The following is a 24862-nucleotide window of genomic DNA, read 5'->3' as shown; positions in this document are numbered from 1 at the left end:
ATGTTAAGTTCAGCGTAACGCACGCAGCAGCGCGTCGTTATCCGCACCATCGGCTACCTCAATCTCCTGCCAGCCTAATTCGGCGGCCTGGGTAGCCAAACGTTCACTGACGACCAGCAGTCGACAGTGCAGCAGCCATTCCCGCCGATCGATTGGCGGAAACAGCGCAAACAGTTGTTGTAACATTTCACCGCTGGTCACCACCAGCGTGGTAATACCGCGATCGCGCCAGCGACGGCCTTCAATCGCGCCGTCGTACTGCTTTTCACAGCGCTGATAGCACTCACAGTATTGCACGTCCGCGCCGCGGGCGATCAGCGTCTCCGCCAGCAGTTCACGGCCCGGACTGCCGCGCAGAATCAGCGCACGCTTGCCGCTGACCTGCTGCAGGCGATTCAGCCGCACCAGCTCTTCGCTGGTTTCCCGCGCATGCGGATAGTCAACTTTCAGATTACTGACGGTGTGCAGCGCCAGCGCGGTGCTGCGACCAATGGCATAATAGTCGAGAAATGCCGGCCACGCGCTGCGCTGCTGCTGTAAAGCGGGCTGGGCAAAGTGCACCACCTGCTGCGACAGCAGAAATACCAGGTCACCGGGCTGCAGGGCGGCCAGCTTCAGCGGCAGTTGGGGGAGATCGCGACCCGGCGTGAATTCAATCAGCGGAAACGACCACGCCAGTTTGCCCTGGCTGCGCAGGCGCGCGACCAGTTCGCTGGCGGCGGGTTCCGGACGGGTCACGAGGATAGTCATGCGGGCGGCTGTCCCTGATAAACTTCACGCAGAATGTCGCGCGCGCCGCCGTCCAGCAGCTCTTCGGCCAGTGAAATCCCCATCTGTTCGGCCTGCTCACGCGGGCCGCGGCGTTCGCCCACCACCATCTGGCTGCCATCCGGCGCACCGACCAGGCCGCGCAGCCACAGCTGATCGTCTTCCAGCACGGCAAAACTGCCGATCGGCACCTGACAGCCGCCTTCGAGACGGGTATTCATGGCGCGCTCGGCGCGCACGCAGACGGCTGTGTCGCTGTGGTTCAGCGCCTGCAGCAGCGTAATTAACGGCTGATCGTCGAGGCGGCACTCAATGCCGACCGCGCCCTGGCCCACCGCCGGCAGGGAAAACTCCGCCGGCAGCGCCTGGCGAATGCGATCTTCCAGTCCAAGGCGTTTCAGCCCGGCGGCAGCAAGAATGATGGCGTCATACTCGCCGGCGTCCAGTTTGCTGAGACGCGTACCGACGTTACCGCGCAGCGAGCGGATCACCAGATCCGGGCGCCGTGCGCTGATCTGGCACTGGCGACGCAGGCTGGACGTGCCGACCACCGCGCCCTGCGGCAGCGCGTCAATCAAGGAATAATGATTCGAGACGAACGCGTCGCGTGGATCTTCGCGCTCGCAGATGGTCACCAGTCCCAGACCGTCGGGAAAATCGACCGGCACATCTTTCATGGAATGCACCGCCATATCGGCACGGTTTTCCAGCATCGCCAGCTCAAGCTCTTTGACAAACAGTCCTTTGCCACCCACTTTCGCCAGCGGCGTATCAAGGATGACATCACCTTTGGTGACCATCGGCACCAGCTCAACCTGCAAGCCGGGATGCGCAGCCATCAGGCGCTGTTGGACATATTGTGCCTGCCACAAGGCAAGCGGGCTTTGCCTGGTAGCAATTCTGAAAATTTTGTTTAACATGCTGTTAACCATTTTGATCGTTCATCGATTATCCTATCATTGATAGGGGAATGCTGTCAGTTTCAACGGATTGACCAGGCTGCAATCTCAGACCGGAGCCCGCTTTTTACGGCGTCAGATTCTGAGGCTGGAGTCCGAAAATGCAGGGCTACGTTTGGAACGTGCTAAACTGTCAGGTAGCGCAACTTTCTTTACGGTCAATCTTCCAGGTGTTAGATTGATCACGTTTCCAGCAATAATTTGCCCGACATCTTTATTATTAAGCGGCAGATTTTGGAAACAGGGTGCTTAACACTGGGACAATCAGGCGAAACGTCTTGTACCTCTACATTGAGACACTGAAACAGAGACTGGATGCGATTAACCAGCTGCGTGTAGATCGCGCACTGGCTGCCATGGGACCTGCTTTCCAGCACGCCTACAGTCTGCTGCCAACATTACTGCATTATCATCATCCGCTGATGCCGGGTTACCTTGAAGGTAGCGTTCCCCATGGCGTCAGCTTCTTTGCGCCTGATGAAAACCAACAGCAGCTGCTGCAACAGTTAGCGGGCGACCATCCGCTCGAACTCAGCAGCGCGGTGAAGGGCGAACTGCCTATCACCGGCATCTACTCGATGGGCAGCACCTCGTCCGTCGGCCAGAACAGCGTCTCCGATCTCGACATCTGGGTATGCCATCAGTCATGGCTGGATAACGAAGAGCGTCTCAATCTGCAGCGCAAGTGTACGCTCCTGCAAAAATGGTGTGTGTCGCTGGGTGTGGAAGTCAGCTTCTTCCTGATCGACGAAAACCGCTTCCGCCACAATGAGAGCGGCAGCCTCGGCGGTGAAGACTGCGGTTCTACCCAACATATTTTACTGCTGGATGAGTTCTACCGTACCGCCGTGCGCATGGCGGGGAAACGCATTCTGTGGAACATGGTGCCTGGCGAAGAAGAACATCACTACGACGATTACGTGATGTCGCTCTATTCACAGGGCGTGCTGACGCCGAATGAGTGGCTGGATCTCGGCGGTCTCGGCACGCTGTCGGCGGAAGAGTATTTCGGTGCCAGCCTGTGGCAGCTGTATAAAAGTATCGATTCGCCGTATAAAGCGGTGCTGAAAACCCTGCTGCTGGAAGCTTACAGCTGGGAATACCCGAACACGCAGCTGCTGGCGATGGATATCAAACAGCGGCTGCACGACGGCGAAATTGTCTGCTTCGGTCTCGATCCCTACTGCATGATGCTGGAGCGCGTGACGCGCTATCTGACCAGCGTCGATGACACCGCGCGCCTCGACCTGGTGCGCCGCTGTTTTTACCTCAAAGTGTGCGAAAAACTCTCCAGCGAGGAGCAGCATCCGCGCGCGGGCTGGCGGCGTGAAATTCTGTCGCAGCTGGTGAAAGAGTGGGGCTGGGACGATGAGAAGCTGGCGGTGCTGGATAATCGCGCGCAGTGGAAAATCGAACGGGTGCGCGAGGCGCACAACGAGCTGCTGGATGCGATGATGCAGAGCTATCGCAACCTGATCCGTTTTGCCCGTCGCAACAATTTAAGCGTCAGCGCCAGCCCGCAGGACATCGGCGTGCTGACGCGTAAATTGTACGCCGCGTTTGAAGCGCTGCCGGGCAAAGTCACGCTGGTGAACCCGCAAATCTCGCCCGATCTGTCGGAAGAGAACCTGACCTTTATTCATGTGCCGGCGGGGCGCGCCAACCGTGCCGGCTGGTATCTGTATAACCAGTCGCCGGACATGAGTTCAATCATCAGCCATCAGCCGCTGGAATATAACCGTTATCTCAACAAGTTAGTGGCATGGGCGTGGTTTAACGGACTGCTGACGCGCAAAACCCGTCTGCACATTAAGGGCAACGAGTTCTGCGATCTGCCGCGCCTGCAGGAGCTGGTCAACGATGTCTCCAGCCACTTCCCGCTGCGCCTGCCGGCACCGACGCCGAAAGCGCTCTACAGCCCGTGCGAAATCCGGCATCTGGCGATCATCGTTAACCTCGAACACGATCCAACCTCGGCGTTCCGCAATCAGGTGGTGCACTTCGACTTTCGTAAGCTGGATGTATTTAGCTTTGGCCAGCAGCAGCAGTGCCTGATCGGCAGCATCGATCTGCTGTACCGCAACTCGTGGAACGAAGTGCGCACGCTGCACTTCAGCGGCGAGCAGGCGATGATTGAAGCGCTGAAAACCATTCTGGGCAAAATGCATCAGGACGCCGCACCGCCGGACACGGTAGAAGTATTCTGCTACAGCCAGCATCTGCGCGGCCTGATTCGTACCCGCGTGCAGCAGCTGGTGTCGGAATGCATTGAGCTGCGTCTGTCGAGCACGCGTCAGGAGCCGGGCCGCTTTAAAGCGCTGCGCATGGCCGGTCAGACCTGGGGCCTGTTTTTCGAACGCATGAGCGTCTCGGTGCAGAAGCTGGAAAACGCGGTCGAGTTTTACGGCGCGATTTCCAACAACAAGCTGCACGGTTTGTCGATCAAAGTTGAATCGAACCAGACGCCGCTGCCGCCGGTGGTCAACGGCTACGCCAGCGAAGGCATCATTCAGTTCTTCTTTGAAGACACCAGTGACGATCGCGGCTTCAACATCTATATCCTTGATGAAAGCAACCGGGTTGAGGTGTATCACCATTGCGAAGGCAGCAAAGAGGAGCTGGTGCGTGACGTCAGCCGCTTCTATTCGTCGTCGCACGATCGCTTTACCTACGGCTCGAGCTTTATCAATTTCAACCTGCCGCAGTTCTATCAGATTGTGCACGCCGGCGATCGCTTCCAGGTGATTCCGTTCCGCAGCCAGACGCTGACGCAGCTGTGCGCCACCCAGCCGGACAACGACAACGGCGACTTCCAGCCGCGCTACCAGATGCACTAAAGCCGCTGCGCTGCACGCAGTGGCCTGCCCCCGTTTCTGAACCTTCTGCCGGATATTTCCTGTTGCTTTTACAACGTCAACTGCGATGATAAGCAGCTGGGATTTGGATAAAAAGAGCAGACAGAATGATACGAGTGATGAGCCAGCTGGGTATGGCGCTGGCACTGGTCAGCCTGGTAGGCTGTGGCCTGAAAGGACCGCTGTATTTCCCGCCCAACGATCGGCCGCAACAGAAAAATCAGCCGGTGACTGAGCAGCAGCAGAAAGCGGCACAGGATGCGGATACCAGCGGCCTGGTCACCAGCAAACCGGCTGGCGTGCAGGCGAATTAAACCCGATGAGTCATCCGGCGGAGCAGAAAATGCAGTTCTCGAAAATGCACGGTCTCGGTAACGACTTTATGGTCGTCGATGCCGTGACGCAAAACGTCTTTTTTTCGCCGGAACTGATTCGCCGCCTGGCGGATCGGCATCTGGGGATCGGCTTCGATCAGTTGCTGATCGTCGAGCCACCTTACGATCCGGATCTCGATTTCCACTACCGCATCTTCAACGCTGACGGCAGCGAAGTGGCACAGTGCGGCAACGGCGCGCGCTGTTTTGCCCGCTTTGTTCGTCTCAAAGGGCTGACCAATAAAAGCGACATTCGCGTCAGCACTCAGACCGGCCGCATGGTACTGAGCGTCACCAGCGATGAGCTGGTACGCGTTAACATGGGCGAGCCCAACTTTGACCCGCAGCAGGTGCCGCTACGCGCTAACAAGGCGGAAAACCTCTATCTGCAGCGCGTGGCCGAGCAGACCGTGATGTTTGGCGCGGTATCAATGGGCAATCCACACTGCGTGATTCAGGTTGAAAGCGTGAAAACCGCCGCGGTGGAGACGCTCGGTCCGGCACTGGAGAGCCATGAGCGCTTTCCCGAGCGCGTGAACGTCGGCTTTATGGAAGTGGTCAATCCGGAACACATCCGTCTGCGCGTGTATGAACGCGGCGCGGGCGAAACCCAGGCGTGCGGCAGCGGCGCCTGCGCCGCAGTGGCCTGCGGCATTCAGCAGGGTATTCTGGCGGAGAAAGTGCGCGTCGATCTGCCCGGCGGCACGCTGCATATCGCCTGGAAAGGAGCCGGTCAGCCGCTGTTTATGACCGGGCCAGCCACACACGTCTATGATGGGTTTATTCATCTATGAAAAATATCGAAGAGCAGACCGACAGCGCGGTTTTGCTGGACGATCAGGCGGTGAGCGCCTGGCTGCGTCACAACCCCGATTTCTTTATTCGCAATGCGCGCCAGGTTGAGCAAATGATGGTGCCGCATCCGGTGCGCGGCAGCGTATCGCTGGTGGAGTGGCATATGGCGCGTCAGCGCAACCACATCCAGCAGCTGGAAGAGGAGATCACGCTGCTGATGGAGCAGGCAACCGCCAATCATCAGCTGTTCGATCGCCTGCTGGCGTTGCAGAGCCATCTCGCGGCGGCCGATAGCCTGCAGGAGATGCTGACGCGCCTGCATCGCTGGGCGCGCGAGCTTGGCCTGGCGGGCGCTAATGTGCGGCTGTTCAGCGACCGCTGGCGCATCGGCGCACCCTCCGATTTCACCCAGCTTGGTCTGTCACGCCAGGCGTTTGAGCCGCTGCGCATCCAGCGCTTTGGTCAGCAGCATCACTACCTTGGCAGCCTGAACGGACCGGAGCTGCTGCTGCTGCTGCCGCAGGCAAAAGCCGTCGGATCGGTGGCGATGTCGCTAATGGGCGAGCAGGGCGATCTCGGCGTACTGATCTTCAGCAGCCGCGACAACCAGCACTATCAGGCGGGCATGGGCACGCTGCTGCTGCAGCACCTGGCGCAAATGCTGCCCGACCTGCTGTCTCGCTGGGTTGAGCGCGCATGAGCAGCGCCAGCCCGCTGTTGCCGGCCGTTGAGGGTTTTCTGCGCTATCTGAAAGTCGAACGCCAGCTCAGCCCGCTGACGCAAAAGAATTACCAGCGCCAGCTGCAGGCGCTTATCGCCATGGCGGATGACATGCACATTACCGCGTGGTCGCAGCTGGAACCGGCACAGGTGCGCAGTCTGGCGGCGCGCAGCCGGCGCGGCGGTCTCGGTGCCAGTAGCCTGGCGCTGCGCATGTCGGCGCTGCGCAGCTTTCTCGACTGGCAGGTCAGTCAGGGCATGCTGAGCGCCAATCCGGCGAAAGGCATCGCCACGCCGCGCGACGCACGGCATCTGCCAAAAAATATGGATGTCGACGAAGTCAGCCAGCTGCTGGAGATCGAGCTCGACGATCCGCTGGCAGTGCGCGACCGCGCCATGCTGGAAACCATGTACGGCGGCGGTTTACGTCTCGCTGAGCTGGTGGGCATCGACTGTCGTCATCTGGACCTGGAGAGCGGTGAGGTCTGGGTGCGCGGTAAAGGCAGCAAAGAGCGCCGCGTGCCGATTGGCGGCACCGCCGTCACCTGGCTGCAGCACTGGCTGCCGCTACGCAACAGCTTCGCGCCGCAGGATGATGCGGTTTTTGTGTCGACGCGCGGCAGCCGTATTTCGGCGCGCAATGTGCAGAAACGCTTCGCCGAATGGGGCATTAAGCAGGGCGTCGCCAGCCATATCCACCCGCATAAGCTGCGCCACTCGTTTGCTACCCATCTGCTGGAATCGAGCGGCGATCTGCGCGCGGTGCAGGAGCTGCTCGGCCACGCCAACCTCTCGACCACGCAAATCTATACCCACCTGGATTTCCAGCATCTGGCGTCGGTATACGATGCGGCACACCCGCGTGCCAAACGAGGAAAGTCTGAATGAAGTTTTATCGCCCGCTGGGCCCGATCAAAGCCATCACCTTCGATCTTGACGATACGCTGTATGACAACTATCCGGTGATCCGTAAAACCACGGCGGAATCGCACGCTGCACTGCAGGCGTATCACCCGGCGCTGCGCGAGTTTACGCCGGAAGATTATCAGGCGCTGCGCGATGAACTGCTGCTGCGTGAGCCGGAAATTTATCACGATGTCTCTGAGTGGCGTCGCCGCTCGGTAGAGCTGGCGCTGCTCAACGCCGGACTGCCGGCCGCGCAAGCCAGCGCAGGTGCCCGGGACGTGATGAGCGTGTTTCACCAGTGGCGCAGTGCGGTGGAGATGCCAGAAGAGACGCATCAGACACTGACCTGGCTCGGCGAGCGCGTGCCGCTGGTGGCGATCACCAATGGCAACGCCGACCCGCAAAAGCTCGGCATTGATCACTACTTCCAGTTCGCGCTGCGCGCCGGTCCGCACGGGCGCGCCAAGCCGTGGCAGGATATGTACCATCTGACCGCCGAACGGTTGGGCATTGCGCCGCAGCATATTCTGCACGTCGGCGATGACCTGACCACCGACGTCGCCGGTGCGCTGCGCGCTGGTCTGCAGGCGTGCTGGATCAACCTGCGTGACGGCAATCTGATGAAGATTGATGACGCGCGCCTGCTGCCACACGTGGAAATTCATCAGTTGGCATCGCTGACCTCGCTGCTATAATGGCTGTAAATTTATCCAGTCGTATTCTGTATTCTGCAACGCGCGGCCGTGCAGGCTGTGCGTCACCAGCCTGATCGCATAGCTGATTACGCCCTCGCAGATATCTGCCCTTGCCGCCTGGCGACAACGCGAACGGTGCAGGATACGCATCCTACTTGCTTAAAACGGTGCTTATGGACGTTTCCGATCTGCTTAACGGCTTGAATGACAAACAGCGCGAAGCGGTCGCCGCGCCGCGCAGCAATCTGCTGGTGCTGGCCGGAGCAGGCAGCGGTAAAACCCGCGTGCTGGTGCATCGCATCGCCTGGCTGTTGTCGGTAGAGAACTGCTCGCCTTACTCAATCATGGCGGTGACCTTCACCAACAAGGCGGCGGCGGAGATGCGCCACCGTATCGACCAGCTGATCGGTACCAGCCAGGGCGGCATGTGGATTGGTACCTTCCACGGCCTGGCGCACCGTTTACTGCGCGCGCACCACCTGGATGCCGGGCTGCCGCAGGATTTCCAAATCCTCGACAGCGAAGATCAGCTGCGTCTGCTCAAGCGCCTGATCAAAGCCATGAACCTCGACGAGAAACAGTGGCCGGCGCGCCAGGGAATGTGGTACATCAACGGCAAAAAGGACGAAGGGCTGCGGCCTAAGCACATCGAAAGCTACGGCAATCCGGTGGAGCAGACGTGGCTGCGTATCTATCAGGCGTACCAGGAAGCCTGCGATCGCGCCGGGCTGGTCGACTTCGCCGAACTGCTGCTGCGGGCGCATGAGCTGTGGCTCAACAAGCCGCAGATTCTCAATCACTACCGCGAGCGCTTCAGCAATATTCTGGTGGACGAATTCCAGGACACCAACAACATTCAGTACGCGTGGATTCGCATGCTGGCTGGCGACAGCGGCCGGGTCATCATCGTTGGCGATGACGATCAGTCCATTTACGGCTGGCGCGGCGCGCAGGTGGAGAACATCCAGCGTTTCCTGCAGGATTTCCCAGGCGCGGAGACCATCCGTCTTGAGCAGAACTATCGCTCCACCAATAACATTCTGAAAGCAGCCAACGCCCTGATTGCCAACAACAATGGCCGCCTGGGGAAAGAGCTGTGGACCGACGGCAGCGACGGCGAAAAGATTTCGCTGTATTGCGCGTTCAACGAGCTGGATGAAGCGCGCTTTGTCGTCAATCGCATCAAAACCTGGCATGAAAACGGCAACGCGCTGCAGGATTGCGCCATTCTCTACCGCAGCAACGCCCAGTCGCGCGTGCTGGAAGAGGCGCTGCTGCAGGGCAGTATGCCGTACCGCATTTACGGCGGCATGCGCTTCTTCGAGCGCCAGGAGATCAAAGATGCGCTGGCCTATCTGCGGCTGCTGGCCAACCGCAATGACGATGCGGCATTCGAGCGCGTGGTCAACACGCCGGTGCGTGGCGTTGGCGATCGCACGCTCGACGTGGTGCGCCAGACCGCACGTGAGCAGCAGCTGACGCTGTGGCAGGCCACGCGCGCACTGCTGCAATCCAAAGCGCTGGCTGGCCGTGCCGCCTCGGCGCTGCAGCGCTTCTGCGAGCTGGTGGATGCGCTGGCAACGGAAACCGCTGAGCTGCCACTGCACGTACAGACCGATCGGGTGATTAAAGACTCCGGCCTGTGGCTGATGTACGAGCAGGAAAAGGGCGAAAAAGGCCAGGCGCGTATCGAAAACTTAGAGGAACTGGTCACTGCCACGCGCCAGTTCAGCTATCAGGACGAAGACGAAGATCTGATGCCGCTGCAGGCGTTTCTGTCGCACGCGGCGCTGGAAGCTGGCGAAGGCCAGGCGGACAAGTGGCAGGATGCGGTGCAGCTGATGACGCTGCACTCGGCGAAAGGGCTGGAGTTCAGCCAGGTGTTTATCGTCGGCATGGAAGAGGGCATGTTCCCGAGCCAGATGTCGCTGGACGAAGGCGGCCGGCTGGAGGAGGAGCGTCGCCTGGCGTATGTCGGCGTGACGCGCGCGATGGAGAAGCTGACGCTGACCTACGCCGAAACCCGCCGCCTTTATGGTAAGGAAGTGTATCACCGGCCATCGCGTTTCGTTGGTGAACTGCCGGAAGAGTGCGTGGAAGAGGTGCGGCTGCGCGCCAGCGTGAGCCGGCCGGTGAGCCATCAGCGCATGGGCACACCGGTGGCGAAGAGCGACAGCGGCTTCGCGCTCGGGCAGCGCGTGCGCCACGCTAAGTTCGGCGAAGGCACCATTATCAATCTGGAAGGCAGCGGCGAGCACAGCCGTCTGCAGGTGGCCTTCCAGGGCCAGGGCATCAAGTGGCTGGTGGCGGCTTACGCCCGGCTGGAAACCGTGTAGCGCGGTTGCGCTACCTTGACGACTTTTTCGTCTCAGCGTAACATGCGCGCACTATTATCATGAGAGGACAATGCCTTGGACGCGCCCAGTCGATGCTGGCTCTATACCCTGGTTAACAGGGACAATTTCTAAGGCTACCTCTTTAACGCGGGTAGCCTTAGCGGTTATCAGCGACCTCCCTTTTTGATCCCGTCGCACGAGTCAGCACTGATTTACCCTTGAAGCGAAAGTTTCCGCGTTCAGGCTTTGCCGTGCCCGTGGTGCCAGCAGCACTGCGGTTCACCGCCTTGTCCCATGTCGTCTGCAATGGGGAGTATTGCTATGCTGAGCGCATTTAAACTGGAGCGCGATCGCCTGACGCGCATCGAGCTGGAAGACAACAACGACAAACTCAACACCTCGGTGTGGGTCGATCTGATCGAGCCGGACGACAGCGAGCGTGAGCGCGTGCAGTCGGAACTGGGGCAGAGCCTGGCAACGCGTCCCGAACTGGAGGACATTGAGGCCTCGGCGCGTTTCTTCGAAGACGAAGACGGCCTGCACATCCACTCCTTTTTCTTTTTTGAAGATGCTGAAGATCACGCCGGCAACTCCACCGTGGCGTTTACCATCCGCGAAGATCGCCTGTACACACTGCGCGAGCGTGAGCTGCCGGCGTTCCGCCTGTACCGCATGCGCGCGCGCAATCAGCAACTGACCGACGGCAACGCCTACGAGCTGCTGCTCGATCTGTTCGAAACCAAAATCGAGCAGCTGGCGGATGAGATCGAGAACATCTATAGCGCGCTGGAAAAACTCAGCCGCGTGATCATGGAAGGGCAGCAGGGCGAAGAGTACGACGACGCGCTGTCGCGCCTGGCGGAGCTGGAAGATATCGGCTGGAAAGTACGCCTGTGTCTGATGGATACCCAGCGTGCGCTGAACTTCCTGGTGCGAAAAGCGCGGCTGCCGGGCAATCAGCTGGAGCAGGCGCGCGAGATCCTGCGCGACATCGAATCGCTGCTGCCGCACAACGAATCGCTGTTCCAGAAGGTTAACTTCCTGATGCAGGCGGCGATGGGCTTTATTAACATCGAGCAGAACCGCATTATCAAAATCTTCTCGGTGGTGTCCGTGGTGTTCCTGCCGCCAACGCTGGTGGCCTCCAGCTACGGCATGAACTTTGAGTTTATGCCGGAGCTGAAGTGGAGCTTTGGTTATCCCGGTGCGATTGGCCTGATGATTCTCGCCGGGCTGGCGCCGTATCTCTATTTCAAACGGAAGAACTGGCTGTAAGTTTACCTGGTGCGCATTAATGCGCACCCTACGGGTTAACGCACCGATTATGCATACATACCGTTAACTTCACGCGCGCGTTCTGTTCAACCTGCCAGGCCGTCGTAGGGTCGTCATTCATGACGACCGTCTCCATCGCTATCCGTGGCCTTACCCCTGACGCGCCAGCGCTAATCTGCTAACCTGTTGCCTCAACTCACTTTCTGATTTCCACCTTATGGCGCGTTTCTCTTTGCGGCAGCAGTGGGCGCTGCTGCTGACGGCTTCGCTGGTGCTGGGCTGCCTGCTGCAGCTATTGCACCTGCCGGCCGCACTGCTGCTCGGTCCGATGATTGTCGGTACCATTATGGGGCTGAGCGGCGCAACCGTGCGCATCGACAAACGGCTGTTCGTGCTGGCGCAGGCGGTGCTGGGCTGCATGATCGGCCAGAGCCTGTCGCCAGCGATCCTCTCACCGCTGCTCGATGACTGGCCGGTGGTGCTGGCGGTGCTGCTGCTGACGCTGGCGGCCAGCGGGCTGTCCGGTTTTCTGCTGGTGCGCTTTAGCTCGCTGCCGGGACCGACCGGCGCGTGGGGATCGTCGCCGGGCGGCGCGTCCGCAATGGTGGCGATGGCGGGTGATTTCGGCGCCGACGTGCGGCTGGTGGCGTTTATGCAATATCTGCGCGTACTGTTTGTCGCCACCGCGGCGGCCGTGGTGGCCCGCATCGGCCTTGGCAGCAGCGGTGCCGCCGCCCACATTGTCTGGCTGCCGCCGCTGCACAGTGGCTTCGCGCTGACGCTGCTGGTGATGGTGGCGGGTGCGTGGCTGGGGCAGAAACTGCGTATCCCGTCCGGCGCGCTGCTGCTGCCGGCGCTGATGGGTGCCACGCTGCACGGAACGGGGGTCGCGACGCTGCAGGTGCCGGAGTGGCTGCTGGCACTGGCCTATGCGCTGATCGGCTGGAGCGTTGGCCTGCGCTTTACCCGGCCGATCTTTTTGCTGGCGCTGCGCACGCTGCCGCAAATGATCGCCTCGATTATCGGCCTGATGCTGTTGTGCGGGGGGCTGGCGTGGATGCTGACGCGCGTGCTGCACGTCGATCTGATGACCGCTTATCTGGCAACCAGCCCGGGCGGGCTGGATACGGTGGCAATTATTGCTGCTGGCAGCCGGGTCGATATCGCGTTTGTCATGGCGCTGCAGACGCTGCGTCTGTTTACCATTCTGCTCACCGGCCCGGCGATGGCCCGTTTTATCTCACGCTATGCGCACGCGCGTGCGGGCTGAAAACAGCAGCGCGTCCAGAATGAAGATCGCCAGCGCCAGCCAGATGAAGCCGAAGGTCACCATTTTATCCGGCGTCAGGCTCTCACCGTAAAACAGCACCGCCAGCAGGAACATCAGCGTCGGCCCCAGATACTGAAAGAAACCGACCGTCGACAGGCGCAGGCGCGCGCAGGCGGCGGCAAACAGCATCAGCGGAATGGTGGTAATGATGCCGGCGGCGATCAGCTTGAGGTTCAGGCTGAGCGGATTAGCGCTGAGGTGGCTGGTGGCGCTGTCAGCAAAGCCAAACAGATAGATGGCCGCCAGCGGGAACAGCCACGCGGTTTCAATCAGCATACCGCTCTGTGCATCAACCTGAATCTTCTTGCGCACCAGCCCGTACAGCGCGAAGCTCAGCGCCAGGCCGAGACCGATGATCGGCAGCGAACCGAACTGCCACAGCTGCACCAGCACGCCGGTGGCCGCCAGCAGCACCGCCAGCCACTGCAGACGGCGGAAGCGCTCACGCAGAAATAGCATGCCAAACACCACGTTAATCAGTGGGTTGATAAAGTAGCCGAGGCTGGCCTCCAGCATATGCTGATTATTCACCGCCCAGATAAACAGCAGCCAGTTGCCGCCGATGGTCAGTGCGGTCAGCGCCAGCAGCAGCACTTTTTTCGGCTGGGCCAGCACGCTGCGTACCTGACGCCAGCTGCGGCTCAGGGTAATCAGCCCCAGCATAAACAGGGCCGACCAAATCACACGGTGGGTCATAATTTCTGTCGGTGGCACCTCTTTGACCAGCTTGAAATAGGCCGGCGCGATGCCCCAGATAAAGTAAGCGCCCAGCGCATAAAAAATGCCCTGACGCGTTTGTTGCGTATCCATCATCTATTCCAGAAAAGCGGCGAGTGTCGCAGGCCGCGTGAGATTACCCAATAAGATAGGTCGCAGTCGCAGTGGCGATGTAATCGCCCTGCTGATTGTGCAATTCGACGCGCGCTACCGCGACTTTATTCCCGGCGCGCAGCAGGCTGCTGGTGGCGACAAAGCGCTCGCCGCGGCCCGGGCGCAGGTAGTCGACGCGCATATCAATGGTGCCCATGCGCGACAGGCGCTGACGCAGCTCCTCTTCGCTGATGCTCTGCTGGCGCGACAGCGCATGGCTGACGCACACCAGCCCGGCGGCAACATCCAGCACTGAGGCAATCACGCCACCGTGCAGAATCTGCTGCGCGGCGTTACCCACCAGCATGGTTTTATTGGCAAAGCCGAGTTCGGCGTAATCGGCTTCAAGGCGATCCAGCTCAAGGCCCAGTGCCTGATTAAACGGCATGTGATAGACAAAAATTTCGCCAATCAGCCGGCGCGCTTCCTGCTGTGTCAGCATCGGGGATGACATTTTTCCTGCCTTAAGATGTTAAAGAATTGTGTATATTATGCCGCGTTCGCGCCGCTTTCCAGTTTCAGAAATCCGCGCTAATCAACCACCGGGTTTGCGTGTAGAATGGCGTGCTTTTTGAACCGTCGCCCGACGATAACTTTTGCAGCGCTCTGGAGAATTCTATGCGTAAGCAGTACGCCTTGCTGGCCGCGGCATTTATGGTTCCTGCGCTGGCGCAGGCCGATGAAGCCACCGTGAAAGAGGTTCATGACGCACCAGCAGTGAAGGGCAGTATTATCGCTAACCTGCTGGAAAAACACGATAACCCATTCGTGCTTTATCCCTATGAAAATAACTATCTGCTTTACACCTACACCAGCGACATGAATAAAGAGGCGATTTCCTCTTACAACTGGGCAGACAAAGCGAAAAAGGATGAAGTAAAATTCCAGCTCAGCCTGGCGTTTCCGCTGTGGCGCGGCATTTTGGGTGACAACTCGGTGCTGGCCGCGTCGTATACTCAGCGCTCCTGGTGGCAGTTGTCGAACCGGGGGGCTTCATCACCGTTTCGTGAAACCAACTATGAGCCGCAGATTTTTCTCGGCTGGGCCACCGATTATTCACTGGGCGGCTGGACATTACGCGACGTCGAGCTGGGTCTGAATCATCAGTCAAATGGCCGTAGCGATCCCACGTCACGCAGCTGGAACCGCGCTTACGCCCGTCTGATGGCGGAGAATGGCAACTTCCTGGCGGAAATCAAACCCTGGTATCGTCTGCCGGAAAGTGCCAGCAACGACGATAACCCGGACATCACCAAATACATGGGCTACTACCGCGCGAAGCTGGGCTATATGCTCGGCGACAGCATTTTCAGCGTGGAAGGCAATTACAACTGGAATAGCGGCTACGGCGGTGCAACCTTCGCGTGGAGCTATCCGATTTCTGAACACGTACGCTTTTACACGCAGCTGTTCAGCGGTTATGGTGAATCCCTTATTGACTATAACCATCGCCAGACGCGTCTTGGCGTCGGCGTAACGCTTAACGATCTGTTCTAACCAGTCAAAACAGGATTACCGTGGCAACATCGGCAGTGCTTAATCAGGAAATGCTGGCGCAGCAGGTATTACAGGATACCTTCGGCTATCAGCAGTTCCGTCCGGGTCAACAAACCATCATCGAAACCGCGCTGTCAGGGCGCGACTGCCTGGTGGTGATGCCGACCGGCGGCGGCAAATCGCTGTGCTATCAAATCCCGGCGCTGGTGCGCGAAGGGCTGACGCTGGTGGTTTCGCCGCTGATTTCACTGATGAAAGATCAGGTCGATCAGCTGCTGGCGAACGGCGTGGCGGCGGCGTGCCTTAACTCGACGCAGACGCGTGAGCAGCAGCAGCAGGTGTTTGCGGACTGCCGCAGCGGCAAACTGCGGCTGCTGTACATCGCGCCGGAACGTCTGATGATGGATAACTTCCTCGACACCCTGCAGCACTGGAATCCGGTGATGCTGGCCGTCGATGAAGCGCACTGTATTTCGCAGTGGGGCCACGATTTCCGTCCGGAATATGGCGCGCTCGGTCAGCTGCGCCAGCGCATTCCGCAGCTGCCGGTGATGGCGCTGACCGCCACCGCCGATGAAGCCACGCGTAACGACATCGTGCATCTGCTGCAGATGCACGATCCGCTGATTCAGATCAGCAGTTTTGACCGTCCTAACATTCGCTACACGCTGGTGGAGAAGTTCAAGCCTACCGAGCAGCTGCTGCGCTATGTGCAGGATCAGCGCGGCAAAAGCGGCATCATCTACTGTAACAGCCGCGCCAAAGTGGAAGACACCGCTGCGCGTCTGCAGAGTCGCGGTATCAGCGTTGGCGCTTATCATGCCGGCATTGACAGCGAGCAGCGCGCACGCGTGCAGGAAGCCTTTCAGCGTGACGATTTGCAAATCGTGGTCGCGACCGTGGCGTTCGGCATGGGCATCAACAAGCCCAACGTGCGTTTTGTGGTGCACTTCGACATTCCGCGCAATATCGAATCCTACTATCAGGAGACCGGCCGCGCCGGGCGTGATGGTCTGCCGGCGGAAGCGATGATGCTGTACGACCCGGCCGACATGGCGTGGCTGCGTAAGTGCCTGGAAGAGAAAGCGCCCGGGCCGCTGCAGGATATTGAACGCCACAAACTCAACGCCATGGGCGCGTTTGCCGAGGCGCAAACCTGCCGTCGTCTGGTGCTGCTTAACTACTTTGGTGAAGGTCGCCAGCAGCCGTGCGGCAACTGCGATATCTGCCTCGATCCGCCGCGTCGCTATGACGGCCTGGTCGAAGCGCAAAAAGCGCTGTCGGGCATTTATCGTACCGGGCAGCGTTTTGGGATGAGCTATATTGTTGAAGTTTTGCGCGGCTCAACCAACCAGCGCATCCGTGATAACGGCCACGACAAACTGCCGGTGTACGGCCTCGGGCGCGAGCAGAGTCAGGAGCACTGGGTCAGCGTGCTGCGCCAGCTGATCCATCTGGGCATGGTGACGCAAAACATCGCCATGCACTCGGCGCTGCAGCTCACCGAGGCCGCGCGCCCGGTGCTGCGTGCTGAAGTGCCGCTGATGCTGGCGGTACCGCGCACCGTGACGGTGAAAAGCCGCAGCAGCGCGCCAAAAGTCTACGGCGGCAATTACGATCGCAAGCTGTTCGCCAAGCTGCGTAAGCTGCGTAAAGCCATCGCCGACGAAGAGAATATTCCGCCTTACGTGGTGTTTAACGACGCCACGCTGATTGAAATGGCAGAACAAATGCCGGTCAGCGCTTCAGAGATGCTGAGCGTGAACGGGGTCGGTCATCGCAAACTGGAGCGCTTCGGTAAGCCGTTCCTGCTGATGATCAAAGAACATCTTGATGAAGAATAAGGGAAATAAACCATGCTGATGTTATTTGCCACCGTCGCGCTGGTGCATCTGGTTGCGCTGATGAGTCCGGGACCGGACTTCTTTTTTGTCTCACAGACCGCCGCCAGCCGCTCGCGCAAAGAAGCGATGATGGGCGTGCTCGGCATTACGCTGGGGATTGTGATTTGGGCCGGTGTCGCGCTGATGGGCCTGCATCTGATTCTGGAAAAAATGGCGTGGCTGCATGAAATCATTATGGTCGGTGGCGGTCTGTATCTGCTGTGGATGGGCTGGCAGCTGCTGCGCTCGGCGCGTCAGCGTCACAAGCAACCTCATACGGAAGCGCCGGTGGTTGAGCTGCCAAAGCGTGGTATGAGCTTCCTCAAAGGGTTTCTCACCAACCTGTCTAACCCGAAAGCCATCATCTACTTCGGCAGTGTGTTTTCATTGTTCGTGGGCAACGATGTGGGCGCGATTGAGCGCTGGGGCCTGTTCCTGCTGATCGTCGGTGAAACCTTTGCCTGGTTTACCCTGGTGGCGGCGATTTTTGCCCTGCCGTGGATGCGCGATAAGTATCAGCGGATGGCGAAGTGGGTGGACGGTATGGCGGGCGTGCTGTTTGCCGGATTTGGTATTCACCTCATCATCTCCCGATAACATCCCGAACCGTAGCGGCGCAATTTATTGCGCGTTTCAACTGGGCGCGATAAAGCGTGCCGCTACGATCAGTGCAAATCGTTACGCCATTTTACGTGCGCTGGCCAGCAGTGCGCCGACCGCCATAAACAAGCCACCAAACACCCGGTTCAGCAGCTTCATCTGCTTCGGACCTTTGATCCAGCCAGCGATGCGCGTCGCCAGCGTGGCGTAACCAATCATCACAATGATGTCGACCACGATGGTGGTCACGCCGAGCACCAGATACTGCATCAGCTGCGGCTGGTGCGGCACGATAAACTGCGGAAACAGCGCGGCGAGAAACACAATGCTCTTCGGATTGGTGAGATTCACCAGCAGCGCGCGCTGAAACAGACGACGACGCGGCATCGCTTTGGCCACCGCATTGAGATCGATTCCGCCCGCTGAGCGCCACTGCTGAATGCCAAGCCACACCAGATAGGCCGCGCCCGCCCATTTCAGTACCTCAAACGCCAGCACCGACTGCGAAAACAGCGCGCCCAGACCGGCGCCCACCAGCACAATATGCACGGCAAGACCCAGCTGTAATCCGGTAATTGAGGCTGCCGCACCGCGATAGCCGTGGCTGATGCCGGTGCTCATGGTGTTGATCGCGCCGGAACCGGGCGAGAGGCTGAGGATGGTCGTGGTTAACAGGTAGGTTAACCACCATTCAATGGTCATGGGTGACATTCCCTGAAGAGAGTGAAGTGTGACACAATACGCCAGAAAATCGCGCTGCGCTATTAAGTGCAGAGCCGCGTTTGACGTTTTTTCAGGGGGACGGATGCAGCAGCATAAACAGAGTTGGCTCGGACGTGAGCACGCTTTTTCAGCCTTTGCTACCGGTCCGCTGCTCGACTTCTGGCGTCAGCGTGAAGAGTGTGAATTCAGCGGCGTGGGCAATCTGACCATTCGCTATGTGCGCTTCACCTCACCGCAACACCGGCGTGTCATCCTGATTGTGCCCGGACGCATTGAAAGCTACATCAAATACCCCGAGCTGGCCTATGACCTGTTCCACTGCGGCTACGATGTGGTGATTATCGACCATCGCGGTCAGGGGCGTTCAGACCGGCTGCTGGCCGATTCGCATCGCGGTCACGTGGTGGAGTTCAGCGATTATGTCGACGATCTGGAAACGCTGTATCTGAAAGAGATGGTCAGCCATCACTATCAGCAGCGCTACGTGCTGGCGCACTCGATGGGCGGCGCAATTGTGGCGCTGTTTCTGGCGCGTCAGCCGCAGGCCTTCCACGCGGCGGTGTTTTGTGCGCCGATGTTTGGTATCGTGCTGCCGCTGCCGCCGTTTCTGGCGCACCGTATTCTCGACTGGGCGGAAAAGCTGCCCGCGCTGCGCGACGGCTACGCGCTGGGCACCGGACGCTGGCGCGCCAGCCCGTTTGGCATTAACCGGCTGACGCACAGTCGCGAACGCTATCGTCGCAATCTGCGCTTTTACGCTGACGATCCGGCGATTCGCGTCGGCGGCCCCACCTATCACTGGGTGCGGGAAGGGATTCAGGCCGGACGCCATATCCTTAATCAGGTGGCGCAGATTACGACACCGATTCTGCTGCTGCAGGCCAGTGAAGACGACGTGGTGGATAACCGCGCGCAGAATCTGTTCTGTGAAGCCATGGCGGCAGCGGGACATGCGGTGGAAGGCACCACGCCTTACATCATTCAGGGCGCGCGTCACGAGATCCTGTTTGAAACAGACGCCATGCGCGCCGAAGCGCTCAATGCGGTGGTCGACTTTTATCAGCGCCACCGTGACTAATATATTCTTAGACATCAATACCAGAGGCCTACATGTACCACATCGTTGCATCCGACCTGGATGGCACGCTGCTTTCTCCGCAACATCGTCTGACGCCGTTTGCCCGCACCACGCTACAGGAACTGGTGGCGCGCGATGTGCATTTTATTTTTGCCACCGGACGCCACTACATCGACGTCGGTCAGATGCGCGATAAGCTCGGCATTCCGGCGTATATGATCACCTCAAACGGCGCGCGCGTGCACAACGCCGACGGCGAACTGGTGTTCAGCCACAATCTGGACAGCGATATCGCCAGCGAGCTGTATGGCCTGAAGTATCACGATGAGAAAATCCTGACGCACGTTTACCGCGACGATGAGTGGCACATCAGCCGCCATAATCCGCAGGAAGCGGAGTTTTTCCAGGAATCGGTGTTCACCTATCAGGTGTATCAGCCCGGCATGCTGGCCACCGATGGCATCAGCAAAGTGTTCTTCACCTGCGACGATCCGGAGCATCTGGTTCCGCTGGAACAGGCGATTGAAGCGCGCTGGGGTGACCGGGTTAACGTCAGTTTCTCGCTGCCCACCTGTCTGGAAGTGATGGCTGGCGGCGTCTCGAAAGGGCACGCGCTGGAAGCGGTGGCGAAACAGCTTGGCTATTCGCTGAAAGAGTGCATCGCGTTTGGCGACGGCATGAATGATGTCGAGATGCTGAGTATGGCGGGCAAAGGCTGCATCATGCGTAACGCCCATCAGCGCCTGAAAGATACCCTGCCGACGCTGGAAGTGATTGGCAGCAACGCCGACGACGCGGTGCCGCAGACGCTGCGTAAATTATTCCTCGCCTGAATAAAACGGGCCGGTATGCACCGGCCCGCTCAGATTATGCCTGCTGCTGCTTGTGGCGATGCTCGCTGACCATGGTCAGCAGCAGTAACACCACCGCCAGCACCGATCCGACAATCATCACTAAGAAACCGCCGTCCCAGCCGAAGAAATCCACGGTGTAACCGACAATCGCACTGGCTGCCACCGATCCGCCGAGATAGCCGAACAGACCGGTAAAGCCTGCCGCAGTGCCGGCCGCTTTTTTCGGTGCCAGCTCCAGCGCGTGCAGACCAATCAGCATCACCGGACCGTAGATCAGGAAGCCAATGACGATCATGCAGATCATATCTATGCCCGGATTGCCCGGCGGGTTCAGCCAGTAAATGATGGTGGCGATGGTCACCAGCGTCATGAAAAATACCCCGGTGGCGCCGCGATTGCCGCGGAATACCTTGTCCGACATCCAGCCGCACAGCAGCGTGCCCGGAATCCCGGCGTATTCGTACAGGAAATAGGCCCACGAGGATTTATCCAGCGTGAAGTGCTTCACCTCTTTCAGATAGGTCGGTGACCAGTCGAGGATGCCGTAGCGCAGCAGATAAACGAATACGTTGGCCAGCGCGATGTACCACAGCAGCTTATTCGGCAGCACGTACTGCATGAAAATCTGCTTCGCCGTCAGCTCCTGTTCGTGGTTCTCGCTGTAATCCGGCGGATAGTCATTCTTCCATGCCTCAATCGGCGGCAGCCCGCACGACTGCGGCGTATCGCGCATCAGCGCAAAAGCGATGATGGCGACGAGGATGGCACCAAACGCCGGCATATAGAGCGCAGCTTTCCAGTCGTTAAACCACGCCATGCCGAGCAGGAACAGCAGCGGAGGAATGCCGCCACCCACGTTGTGCGCGCAGTTCCATACCGACACAATGCCGCCGCGCTCTTTCTGCGACCACCAGTGCACCATGGTGCGTCCGCACGGTGGCCAGCCCATGCCCTGGAACCAGCCACACAGAAACAGCAGCACGAACATCACCATGATGCTCGAGGTTGCCCATGGCACGAAGCCCATCACCAGCATCACGGCGGCGGCGAGAATCAGGCCGGCGGGCAAAAATACCCGCGGGTTGGAGCGATCCGAGACCGATCCCATGATGAATTTGGAAAAACCGTAGGCGATGGAGATGCCGGAGAGGGCAAAGCCAAGGTCGCCACGGGAAAAGCCCTGTTCGACCAGGTAAGGCATCGCCAGCGCAAAGTTTTTGCGCACCAGATAATAGGCGGCGTAGCCAAAGAAAATGCCGAAGAAGATCTGCCAGCGCAGACGACGATAGAGCGGATCGACGCGATCGTCCGCCACCTGGGGCTGGTGTGGTGCAGGTTTAAAAATACTCAACATCAGAATGGCCCTCCAGGGCGCAATATAGTTATCGATTCCCAGCAGGTTGGGGCAAAAAAAAGTACGACAGCGAACAGAAAGCAACCTTTCCATTTCGCGCACAGAATAGTGATGGTTACGCGCAGTTACTGTGACGTGTGACACATATGTTACAGTTTTATGACAATAAAGAGCGATATAAACCAGCAAATGTTGGATTTCGCGCATTTGTGCCAGAGAAAAGGGCGCGCTGCCTCATAAAAATCGCCGCCCGTCGGTCAACCTGCCATGCGAACACGTGCCTGCTGACCGGGCAGTGAAGATGCTATCGTGTTTAATTTCATCACATGTCAACCAGATTATCCCGCCAGCGCGCTGTAGTTTGTTTACACTAGCGCCAGTGTTGAACTTTAGGATGCATAACCGTGCTGTTGCTGATCGTTACCACCATTCTGTGGGCTTTTTCTTTTAGTTTAATCGGGGAGTATCTGGCGGGGCAGGTGGATACCTGGTTCTCGGTGCTGATGCGTTTAGGCCTGGCGGCGCTGGTCTTTCTGCCGTTTCTGCGCTGGCGCGGTTACCGCGCTTCAACGTTGCTGCTCTATATGCTGGTGGGCATGCTGCAATTAGGCATTATGTATCTGATCAGCTTCGAGGCTTATCTCTATCTCAGCGTGCCGGAATTTCTGCTGTTTACGGTGATGACGCCGCTGTATGTCACGCTGATTTATGACCTGCTCAGCAAGCGCCCGCTGCGCATTGGCTATGCCTTTAGCGCGCTGCTGGCGGTGCTCGGTGCGGCCATTATCCGCTACGACAAAGTCAGCGATGATTTCTGGTTCGGACTGCTGCTGGTGCAGGCGGCTAACATCTGCTTTGCGATTGGCATGGTGGGCTATAAGCGCCTGCAGGAAGTGCGCCCGATGCCGCAGCACACCGCGTTCTCGTGGTTCTATCTCGGCGCAGTGCTGATCGCGGTGATCGCCTGGTGCATCTGGGGCAATCCGCACAAGCTGCCGACCACCACGCTGCAGTGGGGTGTGCTGGTATGGCTGGGCGTGGCCGCGTCCGGGCTGGGTTACTTCATGTGGAACTACGGCGCGACCCAGGTCGATGCCGGGACGCTGGGCATTATGAACAACATGCACGTGCCGGCAGGATTACTGGTGAACCTGGCGATCTGGCAGGAGAAGCCGCACTGGCCGAGCTTTATCGCCGGGGCGATAGTGATTTTTGCGTCCCTGTACGTGCATAAACGCTGGGTACTGGGACACACGGCCAAAAGCGGCAGTTCAGGCGCTTAGCTTTTTTTCGCGGGTGTCGATGGCCGCTGAATCAGCGTTAAGCCTTTCAGGAAGTTACGCAGAATCTGGTCACCGCACTCGCGATAATTTTTATGATCCGGATTACGGAAAATCGCGCCGATCTCAGCCTGTGACACCTTGAAGTTAGCCTTCAATAAGATATCCGGGATATCGGTGGTTTTCAGCGCGAAGGCGATGCGTAACTTCTTGAGAAAGATATTATTGTTCATGCGGCGCTCAACCGACGGGGCCGGCGCGTCTTCGCTTTTGCCGCGACGGTAGAAAATCAGACCGTTGAGGAAGTAGCCCATCAGCACATCCGGCAGTTTACGAAACGCTTCATCGTCATCTTTCTTCAGCCACGCCTGCACATCTTCACGCGGTACTTCACTGCCCGCCAGCGCAAAAATCTCCACCACTTTGCTGTCGCTCAAATCCAGCATATAGCGCACGCTGCGCAGCACATCGTTATTGGTCATGGTGAAACTCTCCGGTAGCGGTTAAGGCGGCGCATTATAGAGCAGGCAGGGCGGGGATAACAGCACGGGCGACATTGGCCGCCCGCGGCATCAGGACGAGACCGGCTGCAGGGAACCGGGGCGCGAGGCATCGCGCACATAAGGCAGGTGTTCGCAGGCGTGCTGACGGGCAAAGCGCACAAAGGCCTCCAGCACCGGCTGCCGCTGCTCGCCGTCGCGCATCGCCGCGTATAAACGGCTCCACAATCCGTCGCCCAGCGTGCGTGTCACCACCAGCCCCTGGTGCTCAAAGCTCTCTACCACCCAGTGCGGCAGCGCGGCAATGCCCATGCCGGCCGACACCATCTGGATCAGCAGCAGCGTATTATCCACGCTCTTCAGCGCCGGGCTGACGCCGGCTGGCTGTAAGAAGTTACGCCACACGTCCAGCCGCTGACGCTGTACCGGATAGATCATCAGCACCTCATCGGCCAAATCTTCCGGCGTGATGTGGGCCAGCTGCGCCAGGCGGTGATCCGGCGCCAGCACCAGCCGCACCTCAAAATCAAACATCGGCGCATAGAACAAACCGCTGCGCGGCAGAATATCGGACGTCAGCACCACGTCCAGTTCGCCCTGCTGCAGCGCCGGCTGCGGATCAAAGGTCACGCCGGATTTGAAGTCCATCACTACCTGCGGCCAGCTCTGACGGAAATTGTTCAGGGCCGGTGTCAGCCACTGGATGCAGCTGTGGCATTCGATAGCGATGCGCAACGTGGTCTGATGCGGCTCATGACAGGCCTGCAGCGCCTGCTGGATCTGCGGCAGAATCTGCTCCGCCAGCTGCAACAGAATCTCTCCCTGCGGCGTAAAACGGAGCGGCTGGCTCTTACGCACGAACAGCCGGAAGCCCAGCCGCTGTTCCAGGTCGCTGAACTGGTGAGACAACGCCGATTGCGTCTGATGAAGCTGGGCGGCGGCGGCAGCCAGCGAGCCGGTGTGCCGTAACGCCTGCAGCGTCCGCAGGTGTTTGAGTTCGATCATGAGAGTCCTTCACATCGAGATTGAACAAATTGCGCTTGAGACACATACAGTACCCGCAGATTATAGCGGTGTAAACATCTGGACGGCTAAACATCTCAGTCAGACGCGACGGCCACTTTACCTTTGTCCAGCTAATACGCTCAGCGCACGGCAGGATTGCCCGCTGGATGAACGTAAATCGGTTGCTGCGACTGTCGCACAGCGA

At 59.0% G+C, this 24862-nt stretch carries 23 protein-coding genes; 15 read left to right on the top strand and 8 right to left on the bottom strand.

Annotated features, from left to right (window positions below; genetic code table 11):
* Positions 1 to 9: 9 nt before the first annotated feature.
* Both hemD and hemC read right to left on the bottom strand, forming a co-directional pair.
* On the bottom strand, positions 10 to 750 hold the full coding sequence (gene hemD, locus AC6I7J_RS18225) for a uroporphyrinogen-III synthase (RefSeq protein WP_058758110.1): 741 nt from the start codon (positions 748 to 750) through the stop codon (positions 10 to 12).
* The gene (hemC, locus tag AC6I7J_RS18220) at positions 747 to 1688 is read right to left on the bottom strand and encodes a hydroxymethylbilane synthase (protein ID WP_498006355.1); all 942 of its coding nucleotides are present in this window, start codon (positions 1686 to 1688) and stop codon (positions 747 to 749) included. Before hemC ends, hemD begins: the two co-directional genes overlap by 4 nt.
* A gap of 317 nt (positions 1689 to 2005) precedes the next feature.
* Between hemC and AC6I7J_RS18215 the strand changes: the two genes are divergently transcribed.
* The 9 genes from AC6I7J_RS18215 (at position 2006) to AC6I7J_RS18175 (ending at position 12953) form a co-directional block, all read left to right on the top strand.
* Positions 2006 to 4564, top strand: coding sequence for a class I adenylate cyclase (locus AC6I7J_RS18215; RefSeq protein WP_498006353.1), 2559 nt, complete (start codon positions 2006 to 2008; stop codon positions 4562 to 4564).
* A 125-nt stretch (positions 4565 to 4689) separates the two neighbouring features.
* The gene (lptM, locus tag AC6I7J_RS18210; RefSeq protein WP_022548017.1) at positions 4690 to 4896 is read left to right on the top strand and encodes an LPS translocon maturation chaperone LptM; all 207 of its coding nucleotides are present in this window, start codon (positions 4690 to 4692) and stop codon (positions 4894 to 4896) included.
* A 29-nt stretch (positions 4897 to 4925) separates the two neighbouring features.
* Positions 4926 to 5750: a diaminopimelate epimerase gene (dapF, locus tag AC6I7J_RS18205; protein WP_031279612.1), complete on the top strand. Its 825-nt coding sequence runs from the start codon at positions 4926 to 4928 to the stop codon at positions 5748 to 5750.
* Positions 5747 to 6451 carry a DUF484 domain-containing protein gene (locus AC6I7J_RS18200; protein ID WP_021506972.1) on the top strand — a complete coding sequence of 235 codons (705 nt, stop codon included), beginning with the start codon at positions 5747 to 5749 and terminating at the stop codon, positions 6449 to 6451. The genes dapF and AC6I7J_RS18200 overlap by 4 nt, the downstream gene beginning before the upstream one ends.
* The gene (gene xerC, locus AC6I7J_RS18195) at positions 6448 to 7359 is read left to right on the top strand and encodes a tyrosine recombinase XerC (protein ID WP_498006351.1); all 912 of its coding nucleotides are present in this window, start codon (positions 6448 to 6450) and stop codon (positions 7357 to 7359) included. Before AC6I7J_RS18200 ends, xerC begins: the two co-directional genes overlap by 4 nt.
* Positions 7356 to 8072, top strand: coding sequence for a 5-amino-6-(5-phospho-D-ribitylamino)uracil phosphatase YigB (gene yigB, locus AC6I7J_RS18190; protein WP_498006349.1), 717 nt, complete (start codon positions 7356 to 7358; stop codon positions 8070 to 8072). Before xerC ends, yigB begins: the two co-directional genes overlap by 4 nt.
* A 173-nt stretch (positions 8073 to 8245) precedes the next feature.
* Positions 8246 to 10408, top strand: a complete 2163-nt coding sequence (gene uvrD / locus AC6I7J_RS18185) for a DNA helicase II (protein WP_152391459.1) — start codon at positions 8246 to 8248, stop codon at positions 10406 to 10408.
* A 321-nt stretch (positions 10409 to 10729) separates the two neighbouring features.
* On the top strand, positions 10730 to 11683 hold the full coding sequence (gene corA / locus AC6I7J_RS18180) for a magnesium/cobalt transporter CorA (protein ID WP_010617090.1): 954 nt from the start codon (positions 10730 to 10732) through the stop codon (positions 11681 to 11683).
* Positions 11684 to 11900: 217 nt separating this feature from the next.
* Positions 11901 to 12953 carry an AbrB family transcriptional regulator gene (locus AC6I7J_RS18175; RefSeq protein ID WP_150361813.1) on the top strand — a complete coding sequence of 351 codons (1053 nt, stop codon included), beginning with the start codon at positions 11901 to 11903 and terminating at the stop codon, positions 12951 to 12953.
* On the opposite strand, the gene rarD is transcribed toward AC6I7J_RS18175, so the two are convergent.
* Entirely contained in the window at positions 12924 to 13823 is a 900-nt protein-coding gene (gene rarD / locus AC6I7J_RS18170; protein ID WP_058771068.1) for an EamA family transporter RarD, read from the bottom strand. The genes AC6I7J_RS18175 and rarD overlap by 30 nt on opposite strands.
* A gap of 43 nt (positions 13824 to 13866) precedes the next feature.
* On the bottom strand, positions 13867 to 14337 hold the full coding sequence (locus AC6I7J_RS18165) for a thioesterase family protein (protein ID WP_031279610.1): 471 nt from the start codon (positions 14335 to 14337) through the stop codon (positions 13867 to 13869).
* A 164-nt stretch (positions 14338 to 14501) separates the two neighbouring features.
* Here AC6I7J_RS18165 and pldA point away from each other — a divergent pair, with 164 nt between their 5' ends.
* From pldA to rhtC, 3 genes are read left to right on the top strand one after another with little or no spacing between them, the layout of a single operon-like run.
* Positions 14502 to 15380, top strand: a complete 879-nt coding sequence (gene pldA / locus AC6I7J_RS18160) for a phospholipase A (protein WP_021506965.1) — start codon at positions 14502 to 14504, stop codon at positions 15378 to 15380.
* Positions 15381 to 15400: 20 nt separating this feature from the next.
* Positions 15401 to 17224, top strand: coding sequence for an ATP-dependent DNA helicase RecQ (gene recQ, locus AC6I7J_RS18155; RefSeq protein WP_058758115.1), 1824 nt, complete (start codon positions 15401 to 15403; stop codon positions 17222 to 17224).
* Positions 17225 to 17236: 12 nt separating this feature from the next.
* On the top strand, positions 17237 to 17860 hold the full coding sequence (gene rhtC / locus AC6I7J_RS18150; protein WP_021506963.1) for a threonine export protein RhtC: 624 nt from the start codon (positions 17237 to 17239) through the stop codon (positions 17858 to 17860).
* Positions 17861 to 17941: 81 nt separating this feature from the next.
* On the opposite strand, the gene rhtB is transcribed toward rhtC, so the two are convergent.
* Positions 17942 to 18565 carry a homoserine/homoserine lactone efflux protein gene (gene rhtB / locus AC6I7J_RS18145; protein ID WP_021506962.1) on the bottom strand — a complete coding sequence of 208 codons (624 nt, stop codon included), beginning with the start codon at positions 18563 to 18565 and terminating at the stop codon, positions 17942 to 17944.
* Positions 18566 to 18668: 103 nt separating this feature from the next.
* Between rhtB and pldB the strand changes: the two genes are divergently transcribed.
* Positions 18669 to 19664, top strand: a complete 996-nt coding sequence (pldB, locus tag AC6I7J_RS18140) for a lysophospholipase L2 (RefSeq protein WP_498006346.1) — start codon at positions 18669 to 18671, stop codon at positions 19662 to 19664.
* Positions 19665 to 19696: 32 nt separating this feature from the next.
* The gene (gene yigL / locus AC6I7J_RS18135; RefSeq protein ID WP_058758117.1) at positions 19697 to 20497 is read left to right on the top strand and encodes a sugar/pyridoxal phosphate phosphatase YigL; all 801 of its coding nucleotides are present in this window, start codon (positions 19697 to 19699) and stop codon (positions 20495 to 20497) included.
* A 34-nt stretch (positions 20498 to 20531) separates the two neighbouring features.
* On the opposite strand, the gene glpT is transcribed toward yigL, so the two are convergent.
* Positions 20532 to 21872: a glycerol-3-phosphate transporter gene (gene glpT, locus AC6I7J_RS18130; protein WP_021506959.1), complete on the bottom strand. Its 1341-nt coding sequence runs from the start codon at positions 21870 to 21872 to the stop codon at positions 20532 to 20534.
* A gap of 404 nt (positions 21873 to 22276) precedes the next feature.
* On the opposite strand from glpT, the gene AC6I7J_RS18125 reads away from it, so the two are divergent.
* Positions 22277 to 23155 (top strand): carboxylate/amino acid/amine transporter, encoded by an 879-nt coding sequence (locus AC6I7J_RS18125; protein ID WP_088516577.1) that lies wholly within the window; start codon positions 22277 to 22279, stop codon positions 23153 to 23155.
* Here the strand turns inward: AC6I7J_RS18125 and AC6I7J_RS18120 are convergent.
* Both AC6I7J_RS18120 and metR read right to left on the bottom strand, forming a co-directional pair.
* A complete protein-coding gene (locus AC6I7J_RS18120) occupies positions 23152 to 23634 on the bottom strand; it encodes a YehS family protein (protein WP_021506956.1) in 483 nt (160 codons plus the stop codon). The two genes, AC6I7J_RS18125 and AC6I7J_RS18120, sit on opposite strands and share 4 nt — an antisense overlap.
* A gap of 90 nt (positions 23635 to 23724) precedes the next feature.
* Positions 23725 to 24657: an HTH-type transcriptional regulator MetR gene (gene metR, locus AC6I7J_RS18115; RefSeq protein WP_021506955.1), complete on the bottom strand. Its 933-nt coding sequence runs from the start codon at positions 24655 to 24657 to the stop codon at positions 23725 to 23727.
* Positions 24658 to 24862: the final 205 nt, after the last annotated feature.

This window comes from Type-C symbiont of Plautia stali (assembly GCF_059730935.1).
The sequence above is the reverse complement of the archived record's forward strand: the minus strand, read 5'-3'. Positions and strand labels throughout refer to the sequence as shown.